Raw genomic sequence first — 22,413 nt, 5'->3', positions numbered from 1 at the left:
TGCTCCAGCGACAAACCCGACAACAGGATCAAGAATAGACCATTGCGAGATCATTTGCAGATGGGATCCGGGATCCGTTTTGCAAGGCGTTCTCTTCGACCTTGGTGTTAAGTTTGATTGCGAATTCAGGGCCCCTTCAACGGTCGGGTTATTGCCCCCACCCTGCCGAGATCGGCAATGCGATACACAAAAGCAAACTCGGAGAAGGGATCTCTTTCCTCCTGGAGAGGACAGCAGAGGTTGGGACAGATAGGGTTGAGGAGTCCTCAAAGGCGGTTCAATTGCCAGGGATCCCCTGGCTGGGGCTATCCTGTAAGCATCTCTCCTGCGTGCGTTCTCTAAGTGGGTAGGCAATGCCTTGGGACCTGGGGCGGTTTTGGAACACGCTGACCTACTACGAAGCGCTGCCCTTTGCCGACCTATGGCGCTGGGTTCAGAATGGGTTCCAAGCAGCAGCGGTTGACTTCATGCCTCCTTCCCTGGCGACTTCAGCTCCTCTTCCCGTGATCTTCTTGGGCGATGGCCTACCAGTGGGGCTGGCGGAGGCGCTGCAACAGCAGGGGGCGGAAGTCCAGGAGAGAGGGGATGAGGTGACAGCCAGGGTCATCCTGGGTCTGGAGAACCGGGAGGAAGCTAAGGCCCACCTGGAGCGGCTGCGCCGCAGCGGCCAGACGGAACAGATGCTCTTTGACTTTCGCCGGCCTGACCCCCAGGTGAACCAGTTCTGGGGCATCCTAGACGATGTGGTGATGGGCGGGGTGAGCCAAAGCCAACTGCTCTGGGGCGAGGGCGAGCTGCTGTTTACGGGGCAGGTTTCCACGGCCAACTTCGGCGGCTTTGTTTCCACGCGCACCCGCAACTGGCAGCCTCCCTTGGATGTGTCGGGGTTTGCCGGCCTGGAGCTGCGGCTGCGGGGGGATGGGCAGCGCTACAAGGTTCTGCTGCGGGATCAAGGGGGTTGGGACAGCCCGGCCTACGGCTATGCCTTCGACACCACCCCAGGGGAAGAGCAGACCGTCCAGGTGCCTTTTGCCGAGATGGTGCCTACCTTTCGCGCCCGCCGGGTTGCTGCTCCCCCTTTGAATACCCGCCAGATCTATTCCCTGCAACTGATGCTGAGCAAGTTTGAGGCGGACGGCAGCCCCAACCCCCGCTTTCGGCCTGGGCCCTTCCAACTGGGCCTGCGCTGGATCGGGCTCTACCGCCGCGATCCGCTGCCGCAACTGATGGGGGTGGCGCGGGGATCCCTAACTCCCGATTGGGTGGCGGCCTTGCGGGAGAGCTCCAGCCGCTGGTGTGGGGTGGAGATTCCTGCAGAGATCGAGGGATCCGCTCTGGCAGCCCAGTTGCTGCGGCTATTGCACTCGCCCGAGAGTGTGGGCCGGGTGGTGCCTCTAGAAGCTGTCCATGGCTAAGCTTCTGGGCCGCCTCAAGGGATCCCTGGGGCTTTTGGCCGGCCTATGGCTGTGGGCGGGCCAGGGGATCCCTTACCTGTTTGACTGGGACGAGCTCATTTACGCCAGCTTGGCGCGGCAGATGCTGGCCAGCGGCGATCCCCTGGCTTTGCAAATTAACGGCGAGCCTTTTTTCGAAAAGCCCCCCCTCTTTTTTTGGCTGCAGGCCCTGGCGATGGCGGCCCTGGGGGTCAACGAAGGGGCGGCGCGGCTGCCCAATGCCTGGGTTGGCGGGATCACCGTAGCCCTTTTGGTGGCGTGGGGAGGGCGGCTGCGCGGGGCGGGGTTTGGCTGCCTCTGGGGGATCCTGCTCCTGACGGGCTACCTGCCCCTGTTTTTCTACAAAACCGGCCTCATCGACCCGCTGCTGAATTTGGGTATGGGCGTGGGGCTGGGATCCCTTTGGGCTGCTGAGGAGGCGCGTCGGGCCGGGCGCTCCGGTCAGGGGTGGAGAGCTCTGGGCGCGCTGGCTTTGGGCCTGGCGGTGTTGGCCAAGGGGCCGGTGGGGCTGGTGTTGCCGCTAGCCATCTGGATCCTCTACAAGCTCTGGCAGCGGGATCCGCCAATGGGGTGGGGGGAGATGGTGATCTTTTTGGGCCTGGCGGCGGCTGTTCCCCTGGCCTGGCTGGTGCTGGAAGTGACAGCGCGGGGGCTGCAGTGGCTGGCGGCGTTTTGGCACTACCAGTGGGGTCTGGTGAGTACCCCCAGCGGCCATCCGGGCCCGGTCTACCTGCATCTTTTGGCCTTTGCCTGGGGGTGCTTTCCCTGGGGGGCTTTGGCCCTGGCCGGGATCCTGGAGAGGATCCCCAGGAGTATTGACTCGGCGGCTGCGGATTTAACTCAGCGGGCAGAACGCCTGCTCTTGGTGGCCTTTGGGGTGGTGCTGGCCCTGTTTTCGCTCCTGGTGCAAACCAAGTTGATCCACTACACCTCGCTGCTTTACCCCATCGGCGCCTACTTTGCCGCCCTGCGCCTGCAAGGCCTGGTTGCCGAGAAAAGGGGGCCCAGCTTTGGGGAAACTGCCTGGATCCTGCTCAGCGGCCTGGGTTGGCTGGCCCTGTGGCTGCTATTGCCGTGGCTGGGATCCCAGGATCCGGCTTTGCGGGCCCAAGTGGGGGCCGCCTTGGGGATCCCCGACAGCCTAACCGGCCGTTTGGCCCTGGGATACCTACAGGCCGAGGTGGAATGGCCCTTCTTCACCTATGGCCCTGCTTTGCTCCTGGTGCTGGGGGGACTGGCCTGGATCAGGGCGCGGCAGAGCGTTCGGGGATGGGCCATCTTGCTCTTGGCCACTGGACTCAGCGCCCAGTTGGCCTGGAGCTGCATCTTCCCAAGGGTGTTGCAGCATACCCAGGGGGGATCCGTCTACTTTTTCCGCCAGTTTGCCGGCCCAGAACCGGCTCTTTCGGGAAGGGTTGGCCTCTACGGGCTCCGCTCGTTTGTACCCTATTTTTATGGTCCGCTGCGGGTGCCCTATGCCGCCAAGCTGGAGGAGCTGGCTGCCTGGCAAGCCCAAGGCCAGGTGCCCGACTATCTGGTGACCTGGGATCCCTTTGTAGCTGAGCTAACGGAGCCAGGGATCCCAGCGGCAGCTTGGCAGGCCGTGGAGCGCCGCAGCCCCTTTTGGCTGTTGAAGAAAACCTAGGGAAGATATGGGCCAGTACGTGTTGCGGATCAGCGACCTTCCCCTTCAGGATCGCCCGCGCGAGCGGCTGCTCAGCCAAGGGGCCAAAAGCCTCTCCCACGCCGAGCTGCTGGCCATTTTGCTCAATACCGGCCAGGGGCCGGGCAAGCTCTCGGCTGTGGGCCTGGCCCAGTTGCTCTTGAAAACATTGGAAGCCCAAGGGGATCCCCTGGCCCAACTGCGCCAGGTGGAAGCCGGAGAGCTGCTGCAAATTGAGGGCATTGGCCCAGCCAAAGCAGCAACAGTGTTGGCCGCCATCGAGCTGGGGCGGCGGATCTTTTTGGCCCGACCCCCCGAGCGGACGGTGATTGAATCGCCGGAACAGGCGGCCATGGCCCTAAGCGGCGACCTGATGTGGGAGCCCCAGGAGCATTTTGCCGTCCTGCACCTGGACATCAAACACCGCCTCATCGGCCAGCAGATCGTAACCCGGGGAACCGCCACGGAAACCCTCACCCACCCGCGGGAAACCTTCCGCAGCGCCATTAGGCAAGGGGCCAGCCGCATCCTGGTGGCCCACAACCACCCCTCCGGCAGCTTGGATCCCAGCCCGGAAGATCTTGCTCTCACCCGGCAACTCTTGCAGGCGGGGCAACTGCTGCAGATCCCGGTTTTGGATCACCTCATCCTCGGCGGCGGGCAGTTCCTCAGCCTGCGCCAACACACCCGCCTGTGGGAGGAATTTCCCCAGCCCGAGTAGTTCCAAGCGCTTCGCGCCGCTAACGCGACCACCCCCGCCCCCCTACATCCCCCCGCAGGCGGGGGGACAAGAGGGGGGCCGGGGCTAGGGATCCGGCAGCACCTCAAAGCGCATGCCCACCCTGAGTTGGCCGCCGTTGACCAGATCCCAGGCCGACTGTTCCTTCCTGCCGGGCAGTTGGGCCCGCCGGATGAGGAGGGATCCCTCCCCTGTGGCCACATACACCCCTTCTCCCCTGGCCAGTCCCACCACTTCTCCGGGGCTGCCCGGGGGAAGCTCGGCAGGTGGCGGGTGCAACTGGGGAGCGGCGGAGCGGACAATCTTAATCCGCTGCCCCTGCAAGCCGGTAAAACAGTCCGGGGAAAAGGCGCGGATTTGGTTGTGCAAGGCCTGGGCCGGGCGCTGCCAGTCGAGCTGGAAGTCCTGTTTTTTAAGCAGGGGGGCATAGGTTGCCCGCGAGTCATCCTGGGGAATGGGGGTCAGCTCTCCTTTTTCCAGTTTCACCAGGGTTTCCACCAGCAGCTCTGCCCCCCGTTGGGCCAGTTGGGAGGCCAGCTCCAAGCCGGTCTGCTCCGGCTCGATGGGCAGCTTGGCCTGCAGCAAGATGGCCCCCGTATCCATGCCTTCGTCCATGAGCATGGTGGTGACGCCGGTCTCGGTCTCGCCGTTGGCAATGGCCCACTGGATGGGGGCGGCGCCGCGATAGGCCGGCAGGAGGGAAGCGTGGACATTGATGCAGCCCAGCTTGGGCATCTGCAGCACCGCCGGCGGCAAGATCTGGCCGTAGGCCACCACCACAAACACATCGGCAGCCAGCGCCTCTAGCGCCGCCAGCACCTCTGGATCCCGCCGCAGCCGGCCAGGCTGCCACACCGGGATCCCGTGGGCTTGGGCGAGGATCTTGGTGGGCGGGGGGAGCACCTTCTGTCCTCGCCCCTGCGGCCGATCCGGCTGGCAGACCAATCCCACCACTTCAAAGGGAGACTGCGGCTGCAACAAGATCTGCAGCGAGGGCAGAGCAAACTCCGGCGTGCCAAAGAAAACAACCCGCATGGCCGACCCCCTGAGCCCTGCCCTTTAGTCTAGAGCGGCCGGGGAAGGTGGAGAGGGCTCGCCCTCGGCGGCGTCGGCTGCTGGAGAAGGAAAGGGAGAAAGCCTGGTCGGGGAAGCCTGCCAAAAGGCGGGCTGTTTGAGATCGAACTCTTGGCTCCAGGCCGGCAAGAAGGAGCCCAGCTTTTGCCCGGAAAGCCGCAGCCGCTGCACAAAGGTCCATTCCAGACGGGTCAAGGCCCGCCGCACAAAGTCCTTGGCCCAAGCCGGATCCGGAACTTCCGCTGCCTGCAAGTTCACCTGTAAGAGGCCCAGCTTGGGGTGCAGATGGACGCGGGCCTGGATCCCCTGCGGGCGCAGCAGGTAGTCGAGCACATACTGGATGGCTTCTCCATCCCCGCGTTGGGCGCGATACAAGGGGCTGTTGGGGTTGGGCGGCGGCTGGTAGCGCCACTCGCGGTGCCACTCCGGGATCCCTTCGTTGGGGGGAAAGCCAAACAGCTCCACCTGGCGCTGCCGGTAGCTCAACGCTATTTCCTCTAGGGTTGGCAAGAGGCCCTGCAGCAGCCGATCCGCATCCGGGAGGGGATCCCCTTCCAGGCGCAGCAACAGGCGGTGTCCGGAAAGACGCGCCTGCACCTGCAGATGTCCCAGCCCCTGGGATCCCAGGGCTGCTTGCAAGCGAGCCACGATCTCCGGGAGAGCCGCCTGGACCTCCACAGAATGGTCAGACATCGGCAGGGATCCGCAACAAGACCAGATCCAACCTAGCCCAAGTTCGGCAAGGGCTTGGAGGGGTTGCCAGCCGGGGCTAGATTCCCAGGATTAAGCGGGCAACGGAGAAGTAGATCAACACCCCTAGCACATCCACAATCGTGGTGATGAAGGGGGTAGCCATCAAAGCGGGATCGAAGCCGAAGGAGCGGAACAAAAAGGGCAGCCCCGCCCCCGACACCGAAGAGAGAACAGAAATCCCAAATAGGCTCAGCCCGACGCTGATCGCCACCAAGAGATCCCGCTGCAGGGCATAGGCCCAGCCGATGGTGATCAAGCTGAGCATGATCCCCAGCATGGCTCCCACCGCCGCTTCCCGGGCCAGCACCCCAAACCCGTCCTTGAGGCGCACCGTCGCCGTGCTCAGGCCGCGAATCACCACCGTCGAAGACTGGGAGCCGACGTTGCCGCCGCTATCCACCAACAGGGGGATAAAAGCCGCCAGGGCAATCACCTGGCTTAAGACTTCTTCCTGACCGGCAATAATCGTGCTGGTAAAGGTGTTGGTAAACAGCAAAATCAGCAGCCACACCACCCGCTTGCGGGCCGCCTGCCAAAAGCTGAGGTCGAAATAGTCCTCTTCTCCAGACTGCAACCCCCCCAAGGAGTAGATGTCTTCGGTGGCCTCTTGCTCCAGGATGTCCAGTACATCATCTACCGTAACGATCCCCACCAGTCGCCGCTCGGCATCCACCACCGGCACCGCCAACAGGTCGTACCGCTGGATGACCCGCGCCACTTCTTCTTGGTCGGTGTGGGTGCTGACAAACACCACCTCCCGGTTCATCACCTCCTCCAGCCGCTGGGCCGGGTCGGCCATCACCAACTCCCGCAAGGACAGGGTTCCCGTCAGGTGTCGCTCTTGGTCGGTGACGTAGAGGTAGTAGATGGTCTCGGTTTCGCGGGCCAAGAGGCGCACCCGCTCCAGCGCCTCGGCTGCGGTCAGGTTCTCTCGCAGGGAAATGTATTCCGGAGTCATGATCCGCCCCGCGGTGTTGGGGGCATAGCCCAGCAGCAAGGCTGTGGCTTCCCGCTCTTCGGGGCTGAGCTGCGGCAGCAGTTCGGCAACCACCTTGGCCGGCAGTTCGTCGAAGAGGCGGGCCCGGTCGTCCGGCGACATCTTGTCCAGGATGTCCTGGATCTCTTGGCTTCTGAACTCGCGCAGCAGCGTCTGTTGCAGCTCTATGTCCAGGTGTTCGTAAACGCGGATAGCCAGATCCTTGGGCAGCAAGCGAAAGGCCAGAGCCTGCTGCGCCTCCGGCAACTCCCCAATGACCTCGGCAATGTCCACCGGCTGCACCGGCAGCAGGAGAGATTTGGCCTGTTCCAAGTTGTTTTCCTTTAAGGCCAAGCTGAGCTGGCCGCGCAAGAGCTCACAAGATTGCTCGCGGCTCAACTCAGGACTGGGGGCGGGTGGGATCAGCGGGGCGGAATTCAACGGCCTTGCTCCCTGCAACTCTAGCTGTAACCAAAGGTCGGGCGGCGCAAGCCCCGGACTTTAGCCCTGGGGATAAGCCGCCTTATCTCGACTTTATGATGATGTCACGAGCGCCTGCGGATTTCGATCCACGGTATTGGTTCGAGCAATATCCGACGCAAGTATCTCGGCTTGGCCCAGTAGTTGGGGTTATGGCGTCCTCCCCAACCCCCCGTCTACGGGGGGCCCTGGAGAGAACGTCAATAATGCCAGCAAGGCTGAGCCCCTATTTCGCTGGCCACAGCTCGGCTAGAGCCCATAAAAGTCGGGGCCGGATCCCTCGTAGCTGGGGTTAACCCGCAGGTTTAAGTGGGGGCAGACGATCTCGCAGGTGCGGCACTGGATGCAGTTTTCCAAAGCCATGGCGTGGGAGCGGATGCCGTTTTGCTCGCGGATGTGGTGGACTTCCGCGGTGCAATCGGCCACGCAGGGGGTGGGGCGGTTGAGCTTGTCGTAGGTGGCAATGCACTGGCGGCAGATCTCGGCGCTGAACTCGAGGATGTGCCGGTTGCCTTCGGGGTAGCGGGGATCCGCAAAAAAGACGGCATCGGATCGCGAGAAATAGCCCGCTCGCGTGGTCAATGTTTCGGGATCCAGACCTGGGGGAGCCACAAAGTCCGCTTGGATGGCGGCATGGGGGGCGACATAGCCTTGGGGGGGCGGCTCGCCGGCGCTGACCCGTCCGCTGAGCAAGGTGTAGGCGCGCAGGAGTTCTCCGCCACGACGCACGGGATCCTGCAGGCCCCAGCGCAGAGATCCCAGCCAGGGATGGCCGGCATCGACGCTGCGGCAGATCTGGGGCAGGTATGCTTCCAGCAGGCGGGAGTTTTCCAGAAAGGCTTCCCGAAAATAGCGGCTGCGGTAGAGATCTTGGCCGACGGAGCTCTCCAGCACTGCTTTTTGGTAGGCCGCTTGGATGCGCAGATCCCCTTTCAAAAAGCCGTCGTGAATGAGGCCCGCCGCCAGGTAGCCGGTCTCCATGGCGTTGTTGATCCCGGCCAGGCTGCCCACATCCAGCACCCCCAGGGCATCGCCCAAAAGCAAAGCCCCTTCGACGCCAAAGCGGCTGGGCAAGCTGTAGTAGCCCCCCTCAGGAATGACGGCAGCCCCATATTTGAGCAACTTGCCGCCGGCAATGAGGGACTGGATCCAGGGGTGGGCCTTGAACTCCTGCAGGCGCTGCTGCGGGTTGAGGTTGGGGTTTTTGCTGTCGAGGCCGATGATCAAGCCCAGGGCCAGGCGGTTATCTTTGAGGCCGTAGACAAAGCCGCCGCTGAAGCTGCCATCCAAAACCGGGTAGCCCAGGGTGTGCCACACCTGCCCCTGCAGTGAGCAAGGGATCTGCCACAGCTCTTTGACCCCCACCGACCACAGTTGCGGGCGGGGGCGCAGGTGAAACTTCTCGACCAGATCTTTGGAGATAAATCCCTTGTCCCCGAAGCAGGTGAGCTCGGCAAAGACGCAATCTTCATAAACCTGGCCGGAGTCGCTTACCCGCACCCCAATGACCCGCTCGCCGTCATAGAGGATCTCGTGGGCGGCAAAGCCGGGGAACACATCCAGGGTGACGTTGGGGATCCCTTTGGCTTTTTCCTGCAGGGTTTCGGCCAGCCAGCGGATGACATGGCTGAGGGTAAGGATGAACTGCCCCTGTTTGCGCAGCCCCTTTGGGATCGCCGCCTCTGGCAAGTCCCAGCGCTCCTGGGATCCCAGTACGCTCAGGTGGCTCACCTCCACCCGCCCCTCGTGGGGAAATCCTTGGCTCTCAAAATCCGGGAAAAGCCTGGCGATTACCTGGGGATTGCAGATGGCACCACTGATGATGTGCCCGCCGAATTGCCGGGCTTTTTCCAAAAGGGCGATGGAGAGCTTGAGCCCCGAGAGCTTGGCCAGATCCAAAAGGCGATGGGCCAGGATCAGGTTGGAGGAGCTCCCCCCCACCAAAAGCAGGTCGTAGCGGATGGCGTCACTCATGCAAAATTCCCCACCCAGTGGCTCTGGAGAGTCTGCCCGTATCCTAGAAAGGAAAAGTGGAAAGATCCCAAAACTTTAGACCTTCTCAAGGCTTTGGGCGTTCTCCCCGCGGGGGCCCACCCCCAGCCTCTTGCCTTGCTTGGGTAGGGATCCCTCCTTCCTGCAATTTTTCCAGCTAGCCGGATTCGAGCCTCTCTTGCCAGAGAAAAAGGGGCTGTCTTTGAGCTGGCTTGCGGTCTTACTGCTAGCTGGCAGAGCTTGGATTCTACGCTAAACAAGTTGTAGGCGGCAATGAAGGAACATCCTCTGTCCAAGTCTTTCTTGGCAACGCTGGTTGGAGCCTTCTTTGTTCTTTTAGGCTGCAGCGTTGTGCGGCACCACTTGTTTCAGTCGGGAGGGTATGATCTCGGTATTTTCGACCAAGCTGTTTATTTAATCAGCCGTGGCGAGGTTCCTTTTTCTACTATTCGCGGGATCCACATTCTTGGGGATCACGCAGCTTTTATCTTGTATCCTCTCAGTCTCTTGTATCGCATTGTTCCCTCTGTATATTGGCTGTTTGGCATCCAAGCTCTGGCACTAACGCTGGGAGCGCTGGCCGTTTACCATCTGGCGCTCCAGGCCGAGATTGATTCTGGCAGGGCGAGAACAATTGCCGCCGCCTATCTTCTCTACCCAGCCATCTTCAACGCCAACCTTTTTGATTTTCATCCAGAAGTGTTGGCCGTTCCCCTTTTTTTGGCCGCTATACTCTGTGTTCGCTCTGGCAAGCTGTGGGGGTTTTTGCTGTGCCTAGGCGGCATCCTCGGCTGTAAGGCGGCATTGTCTCTCAATGTCGCTGCCCTGGGAGTTTGGCTTTTGATCTGGGAAAGCCGGCGGATTGACAAGCGCTGGCAACGGCGCTGCCAAGTGGCCGGCTGGCTTGCCATAGCGGCAGGGTCGGCTTGGTTTGGCGTGGCTACTTTTTGGATTATTCCTCACTTCAGTGGCAGCGAGCCGGCAGCCGTTTCTCACTATAGCTATTTGGGCAGTTCTGTTCCTGAAATTATCCAAAACTTGGTTCTCAAGCCAACATTAGTCCTGGGCAAGGTCTTCTCTCTCGACACCCTATTCTATGGATTTTTGTTAGTCATCCCTGTGGCTTGGGGCCTCTCTTGGCGCCACTGGGATCCCTGGATCCCTGCCCTGCCAACTTTGGGGCTGAATATCCTTTCTAGCAATCCTGCTTATCGGGACCTGGTGCACCAGTACGCGCTGCCTGTTGTTCCTTTTCTATTTCTAGCTGTTATCGAAAACGGGAAGACGACCAACCCTCCCGCCTCTTCTGCGAAAGTAAACAAAACAGCCCTGATCTGGTCTTTGCTGGCTTTTTTGGCTTTGGCCAAGTATACCTTTTTCGGCTCCCTCTATCTCCAGTCTCTCGACACTTGGCAGGCCACTCGTGAGGCCCTTGCCCAGATCGCCACCTCAGGGGGCGTTCTCACCACCCATGAGATCAGCCCCCACCTCACCCATCGGCGGGTTATTTACTTTACCGACGAGAGCCGCTTTAAGGGATCCCCTCCCGACCAATGGGATCCCTTTGATTATGTCTTGCTCAACAGCCGCCATCCGGGGTGGCGCAGCAGCCCAGAGTTCTCCCAGACCCTGATTGCCGCTTTACAAAACGAAACCTCATTTCGACTTCTCTACCATCGCGATGGGGTGTATCTGTTCTCCAAGCTACGAGAAAGATCCTGACAGGCAGCCGCAGCAATGCCCTGCCTCATCGCAACAAATCGTTAAAAAAAATTGTTACGTCGATCTAAAGAAATTCTCCAAATCGGCAAGGCTTAACCTGGGCTTGGTCTCTCCTTAACTTCGAGCCACTAGTTTTGTAGTGCCTATCCTTATGCGTGAAAACAGTCACGCGGGGAATAGATGTTTTTTGTAAAACATCTAGCTTCTAGAAGACCGACAAGACAAGAGAAGAGGAGAACCAAAGTGAATAGCAATCCGCATGGCCCCCGGCTCCGTCATGGGGACGAGCCTCTGTGCAATCATTCGCCCAACCCTACCTTCAGCAGCATTCTGGAAACCCGCCTGCAGCGGCGCCAAGTGCTGCAGGGCGGCATTGCGGCGGCAGTGGCCACCTTTTTCGGCCTGCCGGCGCTAAACGGCGCTTCCAAATCTGCCAAAGCGGCCAGCGGCAGCTCCTTGCTGGGCTTCAAGGCGATCCCCGTGAGTGCAGAAGACAAAGTGGTGGTGCCCGAAGGCTACACGGCTCGACCGCTGCTGGCCTGGGGTACCCCCATCACCGGCACCTACCCACAGTTCAAGCTGGAAAACACCGGCGCCGAGCAAGGGATGCAGGTGGGCAGCCACCACGACGGCATGCACTTCTTCCCCATTGATGGGAAGGATCCCTGGCAGGGCCGCTCTGATGAGGGCTTGTTGGTGTTCAACCACGAGTATGTGGAGCCGCGCTTCATGCACGCTGCCGCCAAGGGGCAAAAGTTTGACGACGAGGACTATCCGGTCAATCCCGACGGCAGCCGCGATCCCGATCAAGTACTCAAAGAGCTGAACGCCCACGGGGTGAGCATTGTCCACATCAAGCAGCAGGGGGACGGCAACTGGACTGTGGTGCGGGATCGCCTCAACCGCCGCATCACCGGTCTTACCCTCATGGAGATCCACGGCCCGGTGCGGGGATCCGACTTCGTGAAAACCAAGTTCAGCCCTGAAGGCACAATGACCCGGGGTACTTTGAACAACTGCGCCCACGGCGTTACCCCCTGGAACACCTACCTCACCTGCGAAGAAAACTGGGCCGGCTACTTCACCAACACCAGCAAAGGGCCGGATCAAAAGCCCAACCTGCCCCGCGAGCACAAGCGCTACGGCGTGAGCACCGAGACCTCCCGCTACGGCTGGGAGCTGGCCAGCAACAAAGCCGACGAGTTCATCCGCTTCAACGCCACCCCCACGGGCGCCGATCCCACCCAGGACTACCGCAACGAGCCCAACACCTTCGGCTGGGTGGTGGAGATCGATCCCTTTGATCCCAGCAGCACGCCCAAGAAGCGCACCGCTCTGGGCCGCTTCGCCCACGAAGGCGTGGTGTTTCAGCCGCCGGTGGAAGGCCAGCCGATTGTGGCCTATATGGGGGATGATGCCCGCTTTGAGTACATCTACAAGTACGTCTCTGCCGAGCCCTACCGCAAGGAAACGGCGGGTGGACATCTGTTGGACAATGGCACCTTGTATGTGGCCAAGTTCAACGAAGATGGCACAGGGGAGTGGCTGCCGCTGGTGTTTGGGAAAAACGGTCTAACCCCGGAAAACGGCTTCACCAGCCAAGCAGATGTGTTGGTGAATACCCGCACGGCGGCGGATTTTGTCGGTGCTACTAAAATGGACCGGCCTGAGTGGGGAGCGGTGGATCCGCAAACCCGCATGGTCTACTTCACCCTGACCAACAACAGCCGTCGGGAACCAGACCAGGTGAACGCTGCCAACCCCCGTCCCAAGAACCAGTGGGGCCACATCATCCGCTGGAAAGAGATGGGCAGTCCCCAGTCCACCCGCTTCGAGTGGGACATCTTTGTCTTGGCCGGCCCCTCCGCCGACAGCCGTACCCTGTCAGGGCAGCCTCTCAACGCAGACAACATCTTCAATTCTCCCGATGGGCTGTGGTTCGACGCCAGCCGTCGCCTCTGGATCCAGACCGACACCAGCGAAAGCAATCTCAACCAAGGGGATTTTGCTCCTTTTGGCAATAACCAAATGTTGGCTGCCGATCCGGATACAGGGGAAATTCGCCGCTTCTTGACCGGGCCGATTGGGCAGGAGATCACCGGTGTGGTCACCACTCCCGATCAGCGCACCATGTTCATCAACGTGCAGCACCCAGGCGCCACCACCAGCGAGGACGACTTTGCTGCCGGCAAGGTCGATTCCCGCTGGCCAGACTACGACCCCAATCTCTACCCCCGCTCGGCGGTGGTGGTGATCACCAAAAATGACGGCGGGATCATCGGCACTTAATCGGCGCTGAATCCTCATTATCAACCGCATCACGCAATCAGGCGGCAGGGATCCTTCATCTCTGCCGCTTTCTTGCACTTAACCCAGCAAGGCTGATCCCTGCAGGGTCAGGAATCTGGAGCTATCTCTCAAGTACCAATTCTCCCTCTGGGAGACGAGCTGGGGGTGAGGGAAATTAATCCCACAGGTTTAAATCCGTCACCGCCCCCAGGCTGCTGCTGGAGACCAGCTTGGCGTACTTGGCTAGGGTGCCCCGTTTGTAGCGAGGCTCAGGAGGAGACCAGCGGGCGCGGCGGCGGGCCAGCTCTTCCTCACTAACATGCAGGTGCAACAGGCGAGCGGGGGCATCGATGGTAATGAGATCCCCTTCCTCCACCAGGGCAATGGGGCCGCCTACGTAGGCCTCAGGGGCCACATGGCCCACCACCATGCCGTAGGTGCCGCCGGAGAAGCGGCCATCGGTAATCAGGCCCACGCTGTCCCCCAGGCCGGCGCCGATGATGGCCGAAGTGGGGGAGAGCATCTCCCGCATGCCGGGGCCGCCCTTGGGGCCCTCGTAGCGGATCACCACTACGTCCCCCGGTCGAATTTGGCCGGCGAGGATGGCCTGCAGGCAGGATTCTTCTGAGTTGAAGACTCGCGCCGGCCCCGCGATCTTGGGAGTCTTGACGCCGCTGATCTTGGCCACCGCCCCTTCGGGCGCGAGGTTGCCTTTGAGGATAGCGATGTGCCCTTGGGGGTAAAGGGGGCTGTGCCAGGGGCGGATGACCTCTTGGTCGGGGCTGGGCTCGTCGGGCACGTCCCGCAAAACCTCGGCAATCGTCTGGCCGGAGATGGTGAGGCAGTCGCCGTGCAGCAGGCCGTGGTTGAGCAAGATCTTCATTACTTGGGGGATCCCGCCGGCCCGGTGCAGATCGGTGGCAACAAACCGGCCTGAAGGCTTGAGGTCGCAGAGGACGGGCACGCGGGCGCGGATGGTCTCGAAGTCATCCAGCGTCAGGGGCACTTCTGCTGCGTGGGCAATGGCCAAAAAGTGGAGCACGGCGTTGGTGGATCCCCCTACCGCCATGATGACCGAGATGGCGTTCTCAATGCTCTGGCGGGTGATGATGTCCCGGGGTCGGATATTGGCTTGGATGGCCTCAGCCAAGACCTTGGCCGATTGGGCAGCGCTTTCGGCTTTCTCTTCGTCCTCTGCCGCCATCGTGGAAGAGTAGGGCAGGCTCATGCCCATGGCCTCAAAGGCGCTGGACATGGTGTTGGCCGTGTACATGCCGCCGCAGGATCCAGCACCGGGACAAGCATGGCGCTCGACTGCCAGCAGCTCGTCCTCGGAGATGCGGCCAGCGCTGTACTCCCCTACGGCTTCAAAGGCGCTGACGATGGTGAGGTCGCGGCCGTTGTAATGCCCCGGCTTGATGGTGCCGCCGTAGACGAAGATGGCGGGCACGTTGAGACGGGCCATGGCGATCATCGCCCCCGGCATGTTTTTGTCGCAGCCGCCGATGGCCAAGAGACCATCCATGCTCTGGCCGTTGACCACCGTCTCGATAGAATCGGCGATCACCTCCCGCGACACCAAGGAGTATTTCATCCCCTCCGTACCCATGGAAATGCCGTCGCTGATGGTGATGGTGCCGAAGACCTGAGGCATGCAGCCGGCGGCCCTGAGGGCAGCTTCGGCGCGCTCGGCCAGGGTTTGGATGCCGATGTTGCAGGGAGTGATGGTGCTGTGGGCGTTGGCGATGCCGACAATGGGCTTGCCGAAATCCTCATCGCGGAAGCCCACGGCCCTGAGCATGGCGCGGTTGGGAGAGCGCTGCACCCCCTGGGTGACCACTTGGCTGCGCAGCGGAAAAGGAGGGTTGGCCATCATAGGTAAAGAGCGGGACAATAAGCCCGCGCTGGGATCCAATTCAAAAAAAACAAGTAGAACCTATCCTACTCGGTTTTTCGCCAGGCAAGCCGAACGAGAACCCTGCCGGCAGGCCAAATCTAAAGCAACCCTGTAAGTTCTCGGCTCTCGCTGTCGGGATTGGCCAGCCTAGCTAGTAAGAATCCTGAGGAAGCCTGCGATTATGGTGGTCAGTTCTTCTCCGCCCGTAGTGCCCAGCAGCGCCGAGCGCGAGATGGCGCGGGATGTGCTTACCCTCTCCCGGCATGTGCTGCAGCAGTTTAGCGGCTTTACCCCTGAGGCCCAAGACTTCAGCGCCCTGATGAACCGCATTGCTCTGGCCGGCAAGATGATCGCCCGCCGCCTCAGCCAGGCAGGGCTGATCGAGGGGACGCTGGGGGTAACCGGCAGCGTCAATGTGCAGGGGGAAGAGCAGCAGCGGATGGACGACTACGCCAACCGGGCCTTCATCCGCGCTTTGGAGCAGACCGGCCTGGTGTGCCGGCTGGTATCAGAAGAGCTGAAAACGCCGGCCCGCCTGCCGGAAAACTGCTCCCTCAGCCGCTTGGCCCTGCTGATCGATCCCTTGGATGGATCCTCCAACATTGACGCCAACCTCAGCGTCGGCTCTATCTTCTCCGTTCTTCACCCCCTTGAGGATCGTCCGGAAGCAGACAACCAAGATCTCCTCCAGCCAGGCCGTCGCCAACTGGCCGCCGGCTACATCCTCTACGGCCCCAGCACGCAACTGGTCTATTCCGTCGGCAAGGGAGTACACAGTTTTACCCTGGATCCCAGCTTGGGCGAGTTCATCCTCTCCAAGAGCGACCTTCGCATTCCCGAACGCGGCTCCGTCTACAGCCTTAACGAGGGCTACTTCTGTCAGTGGAGCGAAGGGATCCAGAACTATGTCCGCTATGTCCACCGCCGCGATGGCTACACCGCCCGCTACAGCGGCGCTCTGGTGGCGGATTTTCACCGCATCCTGTTGCAGGGAGGAGTGTATCTCTACCCTGGCACCCGGCAAAAACCAGAGGGCAAGCTGCGGCTGATGTACGAGGCCAACCCGCTGGCGTTTTTGGCTGAGCAGGCGGGAGGCGTAGCCACCACCGGCACCGAGGCCATCCTGGACATCGTGCCCCAATCCCTGCACCAACGAGTGCCTTTGATTATCGGCAGCCGCAAGAATGTGGAAGAAGTGTTGCGCTGCCTGGAAGGGTCGTTGACCCCCTAGCCACCCTTCCCAACCCCGCCCACCCAAGCTGAGCCGACCCTATGGCAACCCTGACTGAAAACCCCTTGCGCGTTGGCCTCAACCAAGAGCGCATTCCGGATCCTTGTATTTTGGTGCAGTTTGGTGCTTCCGGAGATCTGGCCGCCCGCAAGCTGATCCCGGCCTACTACCGGCTATTCGTGCAGCGACGGCTGCCGCCGGAGTTTACCCTGGTGGGGGTGGCCCGGCGCGACTGGAGCCACGAGGTCTATCGGGACAAGATGCGGGCGGCCCTGGAAGAATTTGCCCCCCAAGATCTGGGGCCAGAAGCCCTCTGGCAGGACTTCGCCAGCCGCCTGTTCTATTGTCGCCTCGATATCGGAGAGGCCGAGGGCTACCTGCGTCTCAAGCAACTCCTCGGCCAACTGGATGAGGAGCGGGGCACCCGCGGCAACCGGGTGTTTTATCTGGCGGTGGCGCCGGACTTCTATGCCCAGGCCCTCCAGCAGTTGGGGGCAGCGGGGATGCTGGCGGATCCAACCAGGACGCGGGTGGTGATCGAAAAGCCCTTCGGCCACGACCTCACCTCGGCCCAGGAGCTGAACCGCCTTGTGCAGCGCATCTGTCAGGAAGAGCAGGTCTACCGCATCGACCACTACCTGGGCAAAGAGACGGTGCAAAACCTGCTGGTCTTCCGCTTTGCAAACGCCATCTTTGAGCCTCTCTGGAACCGCAACTACATCGACCACGTGCAGATTACGGTAGCGGAAACGGTGGGGGTGGAGGACCGGGCCGGCTACTACGACGCTGCCGGCGCTCTGCGGGACATGGTGCAAAACCACCTGATGCAGATCTATTGCCTGACTGCCATGGAGCCGCCCGTCTCCTTGCGCAGCGACGGCGTGCGCAATGAAAAGACCAAAGTGCTGCAGGCCACCCGTCTGGCCGACACTCGCAACGTGGCAGCCGCAGCGGTGCGGGCCCAGTATGGTCCCGGCTGGATTGGCGGCAAGCCGGTGCCAGGCTATCGCCAAGAGCCCAATGTTAACCCCAACTCGCAAACCCCCACCTACGTTGCCCTGAAACTGGAATGCGACACCTGGCGGTGGCAGGGGGTGCCCTTTTACCTGCGCACCGGCAAGCGCCTAGCCAAGAAGGTCTCCGAGGTGGCCATCTACTTTAAGCAGGTGCCGCTATCTCTTTTTCCTTCGGCAGCGCGGGAGGTGAGCCCCAACATCCTGGTGCTGCGCATCCAGCCCAACGAGGGCATCTCCTTGCGCTTTGAGGCCAAGATGCCGGGGCCGGAGATCCGCACCCGCTCGGTGGAAATGGATTTTCGCTACGGGACAGCCTTTGGGTCAACCACGCCAGATGCCTACGAGCGCCTACTGTTGGACTGCCTGCTGGGGGATCCCACCCTGTTCACCCGCGCTGACGAGGTGGAAGCCGCCTGGCGGGTGGTGACGCCGGTTTTATCGGCCTGGGAAGCCCAGCCCGGCGGCAATGGCAGCAGCGTTGCGCCGCCGCTGTACACCTACGAAGCCGGCACCTGGGGGCCGAAGGCCGCCGAAGACCTGCTGGCCCAGTCGGGGCGGCGGTGGCGACGCCTCTAGTTTGTTTCAATCGCTGCCTTTACCCCCAGCCCCTCTTCCTCAGGGAGGGGGGAGTTGGAGGCCGCCGACACGTTCGCGACAGCGTTGGATAGCAATATGGTTGAAACCAGTCCTGGCAGGAAGGATCCCCGCTTGCTGCAGCTAACATGGGCATGGCCTGTTTTTGCGTGGGTGTCATGCCGCCACTGTTATTCCGGTTGTCTGTCCGGTTTTTGCTAACCTTGCCGCTGGGCCTCGCCATGGTGTTGGGGAGAGGGAAATGGGATCCCGCTCGAGCCCAGGTGTTGCTGCGTGTTCCCCTGCCCAATGGGGAGTTGATGCGGGCGCAGGGGCTGCAACTGGCCACGGACGCGCTGCGGCTGGCCCAGTTTGGCCAGACGGAAGAGGCGCTGCGCCGCCTGCAACTGGCGGTGGCCATGGTGCCCACCTCTTCCGAGCTGCTCTACGTTTTGGGCAACGTCCACCTGGAGCTAGGAGACTATGGCCAAGCCATCCAAGCGCTGCAAAAGGCCCGCGCCCTGGCTCCCGACGACGCCGACATTCTCTACTCGCTGGGATCTGCTTACTTGCGGCAGGGCAGCTATTTTGCCGCCGCTGAAACCCTGGAACGGGCTGTTGCCTTGCAGCCAGATAGCCCCAACGCCCGCTTTCAACTGGGCAATGCCTACCTCATGCTCGACCAATGGGATCGCGCCCGGCAGGAGTATGAGAAAACCTTGGAGTTGGATCCCGCCTATTGGCCGGCCATGAACAACATCGGCCTGGTGGACTATGAACAAGGGGATCTGGAGGCGGCCATCGAGCGCTGGGAACGCACCATCGAGATGAACGACGCGGTGGCAGAGCCCTACCTAGCCCTGGCTACGGCCCTCTACGTTCGCGGCGAAACCGAACGGGCGGAAGAACTGGGGGCCAAGGCCATGCGCCTGGATCCCAGCTATGCCCGGCTAGAGGTGCTGCGGGAGAACCTGTGGCGGGAGAACCTGCTGCGGGATGTGCAAATCCTCCTGCGCACCCGTCCTGTTGCAGAGGCTCTGCAGCAAGCCGCCATCGAGCAGTTCAACCAGCAGATGGGCCTTGGGAAAGAGTAGGCTCAGGAGCTGCCCAGAATAGCTTGAGCCTGCGAGGCCCTCTGTCCCTGAAGGGCCTCGACCTTGGCCCGGATGCGCTCGGCAATGCCGACGCTGTTCAGGCCCAGTTCCGCCAGCGATTCTTCAGGAGTGGCGTGCTCCACCCACACATCCGGCACCCCCAGGCGCAACAGCGGCACTCGGATATCGGCATCCAGGAGAGCTTCCCCCACTGCCGAGCCAAACCCGCCCATGAGGCAGCCTTCTTCCACCGTCACCACCAGGCGGCTCTGTTGGGCCAGGGGCAGGATCAGCTCGGTATCCAGAGGCTTGGCAAAGCGGGCATTGACTACCGTCGTGGAGATGCCGTGTTCCTTGAGGATCTCCGCTGCCTGCAAACTGGGATGCACCATCGACCCATAGGCTAGGATCAGGACCTCGCCGCCGCTGCGCAGCACCTCTGCTTTGCCGATGGGAATGGGCTCCCACCCCTCTTCGGCCAGAGGCACCCCCACGCCAGCTCCGCGCGGGTAACGCATGGCGATGGGGCCCTTTGTGTACTGGATCCCGGTCACCACCATGCGCTGCAGCTCCGCCTCGTCTTTGGGGGCCATCAGCACCATCTCGGGAATGCAGCGCAGATAGGCAATGTCGTACATGCCCTGGTGGGTGGGGCCGTCCGCTCCCACCACCCCTGCCCGATCCAAGCAGAAAAAGACCGGCAGCTTTTGAATGCAGACATCGTGGATGATCTGGTCGTAGGCCCGCTGCAGGAAGGTGGAATAGATGGCCACCACCGGTCGCATCCCCTCGCAGGCCATGCCAGCAGCCAAAGTAACAGCGTGCTGCTCGGCAATCCCCACATCCACGAACTGATCCGGCAGTTTTTCTTTGAGCTTGTCTAGGCCGGTGCCGGTGTCCATAGCCGCCGTGATGCCAATGATGCGGGGATCCCGCTCCGCCAGTTTACAAAGAGTGTGGCCGAAGACCTTGCTATAGCTAGGGGGAGTGGGTTTGGTAGGAGGATAGGGTTTGCCGGTGGCTAGGTCGAAGCGGGATTGGGCGTGATAGCTTACCTGCTCAGCCTCTGCCGGTGGGTAGCCCTTGCCCTTGACCGTAGCCACGTGCACCAGCACCGGCCCAGAGATGCCGTGGGCCAGCTCAAAAGCATCCAACAATTCCGCCAGGTTGTGCCCGTCCACCGGCCCTACGTAGGTAAAGCCCAGCTCCTCAAAGATGATGCCGGCCTTGTTGTTCTGCACGGCAGTAACCAGCTTCACCGTCTCCTTGAGACGGTCGATTTCCGGGCTGAGGCTGGAGCCAACTAGAGGTAGGTTCTTTAGCTGCTCCTCCAGGCTGTCGGCCAAAAACTGCACCGGTGGGCTGAGGCGCAGGCGGTTTAAATAGCGCGGGATCGCCCCCACATTGGGGGAAATCGACATGCCGTTGTCGTTGAGAATCACCATCAAGTTGGTCTTGGGCAGGTGCCCGGCGTGGTTGATGGCTTCATAGGCCATGCCCCCAGTCAGGGCGCCATCCCCGATGATGGCCACCACCTTGAAGTTTTCTCCCCGCCGATCCCGAGCGATGGCCATGCCCAGGGCTGCCGAGATGCTGGTGGAGGCGTGCCCGGCCCCAAAGTGGTCGAAGCGGCTCTCACTCCGCTTGAGGTAGCCGGAAATCCCTCCTTTCTGGCGAATGGTATGGAAGTTGTGGTAGCGGCCAGTAAGCATTTTGTGGGCATAGGCTTGGTGGCCCACATCCCAAATCACCTTGTCGCGATCCAGGTCGAGGGTTTTGTAGAGCGCCAAGGTCAGCTCCACCACGCCCAGCCCCGGCCCCAGGTGACAGCCGACTGGAGAGTTGGCAGCCGTTTGCAAGTGCTTTTCGCGAATCTGGCGGGCTAGGCTGCGCAACTGGCTGAGGCTGAGGTTGCGGAGCTGGTTGGGGTGAGTGATCTCACTCAGGTGCATAGGGGACTTGTCCTTCCGGTGTAATCTCACTGTGACATACTCCCGCACTCATGCTGACGTATAGAGTGCGGGCTTCTCGCTTCGTCGGGGAGCTTCTGCAAGAACCCTCTGCGTTCGGCTTTGCCGTGCCGTTAGGGATGCAGACATGGAATGCCCTACCGCGTAGTTGCACCAGGTTCCGGCAACGCCGTTTTCTACAACTAGATCCATTTTATTGTTGCGAGTCTGCGACGGGGGTATCTGGCACTGACTGCCTCTCGACAGTACAGTGCGGGGCTGATCTACCCCCGAACCCCCTTCAGCTAAATCATTTTCTGGGCGGGTTTTGTTGCCATCCCCTGCGGAACTTCGGAAAACATCGGGATCCCCTGGTCCAAGGGCAGTGAGATCCTGAGAGGGAGCACCAAGGAGCTCATGCAGGGGTTAGCATCGCACAAGGCCCTCGGCTGCTCTGGACTTGAGGCCGACGGCCTGCTGTCGCGATCGGTTTCTGCCTTTTTGTGAACCATGAAAATTGCCGCCAACATCACTCAGCTCATCGGTCGTACCCCTCTTGTGCGGCTAAACCGGATCCCTCAATCCGAAGGGTGTCTGGCTGAGATCGTCGTGAAATTGGAGAGCTTTAACCCTGCCGCCTCGGTGAAAGATCGCATTGCCGTGAGCATGATCGAGGCTGCCGAACGAGCTGGCTTGATCACCCCCGGCAAGACCATCTTGGTGGAGCCCACCTCTGGCAATACCGGCATTGGCCTGGCCATGGCTGCTGCTGCCAAGGGTTACCGGCTGATCATCGTTATGCCTGAGAGCATGAGCCTGGAGCGGCGGCGGCTGCTGAAGGCTTACGGAGCAGAGGTGCACCTGGCCAGCAGCGCCGGCGGCATGGGGGAGGCCATCTGGAAGGCCGAAGAGATCGTGCGCCGCACCCCCAATGCCTATATGCTGGGCCAATTCACCAATCCGGCCAACCCTCAAATCCACGCCCGCACCACTGGCCCGGAGATCTGGGAGGATACCGATGGCCAGGTGGACATCTTGGTGGCGGGGGTGGGTACCGGCGGCACCATCACAGGGGCAGGCGGCTTCCTCAAAAGCCAAAAACCCTCCATTCGACTGGTGGCCGTCGAGCCCAAGGCCAGTGCTGTTTTAAGTGGAGGGCGGCCCGGTTTTCACCGCATCGAGGGCATCGGGGCGGGGTTTGTGCCGGAGGTGTTGCGGCGCGACCTGCTGGACGAGGTAATTGCGGTAGATGACGAGGAGAGCATGGTCTACAGCCGCCGCCTGGCCAAAGAAGAAGGGATCCTCTCCGGCATCTCCACCGGGGCAGCCCTGGCTGCCGCTATCCAGGTGGGGCGGCGACCGGAAAACGCCGGCAAGCTGATCGTGATGATCCAGCCCAGCTTTGGCGAGCGCTACCTGAGCACGCCCCTCTTCCGCAACCTGGAGCGGGAGGAGGCCGACGCCGGGATCCTGCAGGCCAACCCAACCTAGGCCAACAATTCCGACAATCC

At 61.6% G+C, this 22,413-nt stretch carries 15 protein-coding genes; 9 read left to right on the top strand and 6 right to left on the bottom strand.

All coding sequences use genetic code 11. The features are described from left to right. Positions 1-353 precede the first annotated feature (353 nt). From SYN60AY4M2_RS13620 to radC, 3 genes are read left to right on the top strand one after another with little or no spacing between them, the layout of a single operon-like run. Positions 354-1,415 carry a CIA30 family protein gene (locus tag SYN60AY4M2_RS13620; protein WP_011430520.1) on the top strand — a complete coding sequence of 354 codons (1,062 nt, stop codon included), beginning with the start codon at positions 354-356 and terminating at the stop codon, positions 1,413-1,415. Further along, the gene (locus SYN60AY4M2_RS13615; protein WP_011430521.1) at positions 1,408-3,099 is read left to right on the top strand and encodes a phospholipid carrier-dependent glycosyltransferase; all 1,692 of its coding nucleotides are present in this window, start codon (positions 1,408-1,410) and stop codon (positions 3,097-3,099) included. Before SYN60AY4M2_RS13620 ends, SYN60AY4M2_RS13615 begins: the two co-directional genes overlap by 8 nt. 7 nt (positions 3,100-3,106) lie before the next feature. Continuing rightward, on the top strand, positions 3,107-3,838 hold the full coding sequence (radC, locus tag SYN60AY4M2_RS13610; protein WP_011430522.1) for a DNA repair protein RadC: 732 nt from the start codon (positions 3,107-3,109) through the stop codon (positions 3,836-3,838). Positions 3,839-3,922: 84 nt separating this feature from the next. Here the strand turns inward: radC and fmt are convergent, their stop codons facing one another. The 4 genes from fmt to SYN60AY4M2_RS13590 form a co-directional block, all read right to left on the bottom strand. Then, positions 3,923-4,891: a methionyl-tRNA formyltransferase gene (gene fmt, locus SYN60AY4M2_RS13605; protein ID WP_099813161.1), complete on the bottom strand. Its 969-nt coding sequence runs from the start codon at positions 4,889-4,891 to the stop codon at positions 3,923-3,925. 24 nt (positions 4,892-4,915) lie between these two features. Beyond that, positions 4,916-5,623 carry a hypothetical protein gene (locus SYN60AY4M2_RS13600; protein WP_071813519.1) on the bottom strand — a complete coding sequence of 236 codons (708 nt, stop codon included), beginning with the start codon at positions 5,621-5,623 and terminating at the stop codon, positions 4,916-4,918. Positions 5,624-5,699: 76 nt separating this feature from the next. Further along, positions 5,700-7,100, bottom strand: coding sequence for a magnesium transporter (gene mgtE, locus SYN60AY4M2_RS13595; protein WP_099813160.1), 1,401 nt, complete (start codon positions 7,098-7,100; stop codon positions 5,700-5,702). Between the two features lie 288 nt (positions 7,101-7,388). Further along, positions 7,389-9,113, bottom strand: coding sequence for a 4Fe-4S dicluster domain-containing protein (locus tag SYN60AY4M2_RS13590; RefSeq protein ID WP_099813159.1), 1,725 nt, complete (start codon positions 9,111-9,113; stop codon positions 7,389-7,391). A gap of 369 nt (positions 9,114-9,482) precedes the next feature. On the opposite strand from SYN60AY4M2_RS13590, the gene SYN60AY4M2_RS13585 reads away from it, so the two are divergent. Both SYN60AY4M2_RS13585 and SYN60AY4M2_RS13580 read left to right on the top strand, forming a co-directional pair. After that, positions 9,483-10,853, top strand: a complete 1,371-nt coding sequence (locus tag SYN60AY4M2_RS13585) for a DUF2079 domain-containing protein (protein ID WP_240527868.1) — start codon at positions 9,483-9,485, stop codon at positions 10,851-10,853. A 243-nt stretch (positions 10,854-11,096) separates the two neighbouring features. Then, complete coding sequence (locus tag SYN60AY4M2_RS13580; RefSeq protein WP_099813157.1) at positions 11,097-13,142, top strand: PhoX family phosphatase; 2,046 nt, start codon at positions 11,097-11,099, stop codon at positions 13,140-13,142. Between the two features lie 175 nt (positions 13,143-13,317). Here the strand turns inward: SYN60AY4M2_RS13580 and ilvD are convergent, their stop codons facing one another. Further along, a complete protein-coding gene (gene ilvD / locus SYN60AY4M2_RS13575) occupies positions 13,318-15,015 on the bottom strand; it encodes a dihydroxy-acid dehydratase (protein ID WP_099813398.1) in 1,698 nt (565 codons plus the stop codon). A gap of 256 nt (positions 15,016-15,271) precedes the next feature. Here ilvD and fbp point away from each other — a divergent pair, with 256 nt between their 5' ends. From fbp to SYN60AY4M2_RS13560, 3 genes are all read left to right on the top strand, one after another. Next, the gene (gene fbp, locus SYN60AY4M2_RS13570) at positions 15,272-16,270 is read left to right on the top strand and encodes a class 1 fructose-bisphosphatase (RefSeq protein ID WP_011430530.1); all 999 of its coding nucleotides are present in this window, start codon (positions 15,272-15,274) and stop codon (positions 16,268-16,270) included. Between the two features lie 41 nt (positions 16,271-16,311). Then, the gene (gene zwf / locus SYN60AY4M2_RS13565) at positions 16,312-17,862 is read left to right on the top strand and encodes a glucose-6-phosphate dehydrogenase (RefSeq protein WP_099813156.1); all 1,551 of its coding nucleotides are present in this window, start codon (positions 16,312-16,314) and stop codon (positions 17,860-17,862) included. A gap of 176 nt (positions 17,863-18,038) precedes the next feature. Then, positions 18,039-18,953, top strand: coding sequence for a tetratricopeptide repeat protein (locus SYN60AY4M2_RS13560; RefSeq protein ID WP_240527867.1), 915 nt, complete (start codon positions 18,039-18,041; stop codon positions 18,951-18,953). 2 nt (positions 18,954-18,955) lie between these two features. Here SYN60AY4M2_RS13560 and dxs read toward each other — a convergent pair whose 3' ends face one another. Then, the gene (gene dxs, locus SYN60AY4M2_RS13555; protein WP_011430533.1) at positions 18,956-20,905 is read right to left on the bottom strand and encodes a 1-deoxy-D-xylulose-5-phosphate synthase; all 1,950 of its coding nucleotides are present in this window, start codon (positions 20,903-20,905) and stop codon (positions 18,956-18,958) included. Between the two features lie 507 nt (positions 20,906-21,412). On the opposite strand from dxs, the gene cysK reads away from it, so the two are divergent. Further along, complete coding sequence (gene cysK, locus SYN60AY4M2_RS13545; RefSeq protein ID WP_011430534.1) at positions 21,413-22,393, top strand: cysteine synthase A; 981 nt, start codon at positions 21,413-21,415, stop codon at positions 22,391-22,393. The last annotated feature ends 20 nt before the right edge of the window (positions 22,394-22,413 follow it).

Origin of the sequence: Synechococcus sp. 60AY4M2 (genome assembly GCF_002760375.1) — a bacterium.
Lineage (GTDB): Bacteria > Cyanobacteriota > Cyanobacteriia > Thermostichales > Thermostichaceae > Thermostichus.
Note: the sequence above shows the minus strand (reverse complement) of the source record. Positions and strands in the feature narration are given on the sequence as shown.